This window comes from Streptomyces griseus (genome assembly GCF_001715295.1).
GTDB classification, from domain to species: domain Bacteria; phylum Actinomycetota; class Actinomycetes; order Streptomycetales; family Streptomycetaceae; genus Streptomyces; species Streptomyces griseus_G.
On sequence record NZ_MDKB01000001.1, the window covers coordinates 1,180,803 to 1,183,776 of the forward strand.

The following is a 2,974-nucleotide window of genomic DNA, read 5'->3' on the forward strand; positions in this document are numbered from 1 at the left end:
AGCGTGGTGATGTGGTGGGCGAGGCGGGCCGGTGTGGGGTGCTGGAAGATGTCCCGGATGGTCAGTCGTATGCCCAGGACGTCGGCGATGTGGTTGGTGAGGCGGGCTGCGAGCAGTGAGTGACCACCGTGGGTGAAGAAGCTGTCGTCCACGCCGATGGGGTGGGGGGTGTTCAGGACCCGTGCGAAGAGTGCGACGGTGACTTCTTCGAGTGGGGTCCGGGGTGTGCGGCCTCCGGTGGAGGCGGCTGCGGCCGGTTCGGGGAGGGCGCGTTTGTCGATCTTCCCGTTGGGGGTGAGGGGGAGTCGGTCGAGCGGGGTGAGGTAGGCGGGGACGAGGTGCTCGGGGAGCCGCGCGACGAGATGGTGGCGGACGTCCTCCATGGCAACGGCGTCGGCGACCACGTATGCGGAGAGTTGGTCGTGGTGGGTGGTGACGACGGCTTGGGTGATGTGGGGGTGGGCGAGGAGGGCGGTTTCGATTTCGGCGGGTTCGATGCGGAAGCCGCGGATCTTGATCTGGTTGTCGGCGCGGCCTTCGTAGTGGAGGTGTCCGTGGTGGTCGAAGTGGGCGAGGTCGCCGGTGCGGTAGAGGCGGGTGCCGGGGGGTCCGTAGGGGTTGGGGATGAAGTGGGTGGCGGTGAGGTCGGGGCGGTTGAGGTAGCCGTGGGCCAGACCGTCGCCTGCTACGTACAGCTCACCGGTCGTGCCGGGTGCACAGAGCCGTAGCGTGCCGTCGAGGACGTGGAGGGGCTTGTTGGCCAGTGGCGTTCCGATGGGGATGACGGTGTCGGGTTCGTCGGTGGGTTCGACGGTGTGGGTGGTGGCGTAGATCATCGCCTCGGCGGGGCCGTATCCGTTGATCACCCTGATCCCCGGCCGCGATCGCAGCACGGTGTGCACGTGTGTGGGAGAAGCCGCCTCACCGACCGTGTAGGCGGTGGTGACCGAGGCGAACGTCTCCGGGTGCTCGTCGCTGAGGTAGTTGAAGAGGCTGGCCGACAGCAGCAGGGTGGTGACGCCGTGTCGCCGCGTGAGCTCGGCGATGAGTGCGGGTTCGGGCTTCTGTCCCGGCTGCAGGACAGCGGTCCCGCCGTGCAGCAACGGCCCCCAGAATTCGAGGCTGAAGGCGTCCCAGGACACAGGCGACGACTGCAGGAACACCTCGCCCGGGCCGGTCGGGAGATACACCTGCCCCACCAGGGTGGAGACGAGGTTGCGGTGTGAGGAGAGGATGCCTTTGGGGCGTCCGGTGGAGCCGGAGGTGAACATCACGCAGGCCACGTCGTCGCCCTGGATGGGTAGGCCGAGGTTGTCCGGTGTGTGGCCGGAGATCTCGTCGGGTTCTTCCGCGCACACGGCCCATGTGCCCTGAAGGCGGTGGGTGAGACCCGCACGTGTCACGAGGTGGCTGATGCCGGCTTCGTGGGCGGCGGAGCGGAGTCGTTCGTCGGGGAAGTCGGGGTCCAGGAGTACGTGTCCGGCGCCGGTCTTGAGGACGGCGATCAGTGCGGTGGCGAAGGTGGCTCCGCGTTCGAGGAGGACTCCGGCCAGGTCGCCCCGGCCAAGCCCCTGTGCGCGCAGGTGGTGGGCCCAGCGGTTGGCGGACGCGTTCAGCTCCGCGTAGGTGATCCGACGGTCGCCGTCGATCAGCGCCACGGCTTCCGGTGAGCGAGCAACCTGCGCCTCGAACAGTTCCGCCAGCGAGCCTTCGTCCCCGTCGACGACGGAGCCGGCCCATGGACCGAGGAGCAACTCTCGGTGTTCCGGGGTGAGTACGTCGAATTCCGTGAGGTGTGTGTCCGGGGCGGTGAGTGCTTGCCGTAGCACGTTGCCGAGAACGGTTGCCATGCGCTGGACGGTGGTGTGGTCGTAGAGGTCCTGGGCGTAGAGGATCGTGCCGTGCAGGCCTTGGCTGGCGTCGGTGCGGAGGAGGAATTCGAGGTCGAATTTGGCGGAGCCGTTGGTCAGGCCTGTCACTTCGGCCGAGTGGTCGGGGCTGAGGTTGAGGGTGGGTGTTTCTCCTGTTTCGAGGGTGAGGCAGATCTGGAAGAGGGGGTGGCGGGAGAGGGTGCGGGTGGGGTTGAGGGTGTCGAGGACGAGGTCGAAGGGTGCGTCCTGGTGGGCGAAGGCGTCGAGGTCGGTGGTGCGGACGTGTTGGAGGAGTTCGCGGAAGGTGGGGTTGTTGTCGGTGTGGGTGCGTAGGACGAGGGTGTTGACGAAGAATCCGACGAGGTTGCGTAGTGTTTCGTCGGTGCGGCCGGCGACGGGGGTTCCGATGGTGAGGTCGGTGCCGGCTCCGAGGCGGGTCAGGGTGGCGGCGAGTGCGGCGTGGACCACCATGAACGGTGTGCAGCCTTCGGTGCGGGCGAGGGTGGTGATCTGTTCGAAGATTCCGTGTCCCAGCTCGACGTCGATCTGTCCGCCGCGGTGCGAGGCCTGTGCGGGTCGGGGGCGGTCCGTGTTGAGCCGGTGTTCCTCGGGGAGTCCTTCCAGGGTCTTGTGCCAGAAGGCGAGTTCCTGGGCCAGCACACTGTTCGTGTCGTCGGCGGAGCCGAGGACCCGTTGCTGCCAGACGGCGTAGTCGGTGTACTGCACCGGCAGTGGTTCCAGGACCGGTCCCTCGGTACCGGCGATACGTGCCTGGTAGGCCCGGGAGAGGTCGTCGAAGAAGACGCCGGTGGACCGGCCGTCCGTCGCGATGTGATGCACCAGGACATGGAGGACGCCGCGGCCGTCACCGAGTTCGAAGAGGGTGACCCGCAGAGGGATCTCCGTCTTCAGGTCGAACCGGTACCGGGCTGCCGCGTCCAGATCGGCGTCCAACGTCTCCGGCGTGGACACCCGACGTTCGACGTGTGCACGGATGTGTGCGGTCGGGAGGATGTGTTGGTGTGGTTCGCCGTTGATGGTGGTGAAGATGGTGCGTAGGGGGGTGTGGTGTTCGATGACGTCGTTGAGGGCGGTTTCCAGGG

Annotated in this window: 1 protein-coding gene; it reads right to left on the reverse strand. The window is 67.3% G+C overall.

Annotation, left to right across the window (positions count from 1 at the left end):
* A partial coding sequence (locus BA175_RS31595; RefSeq protein ID WP_254667824.1) for a non-ribosomal peptide synthetase occupies positions 1 to 2,974 on the reverse strand: 2,974 nt, incomplete at both ends.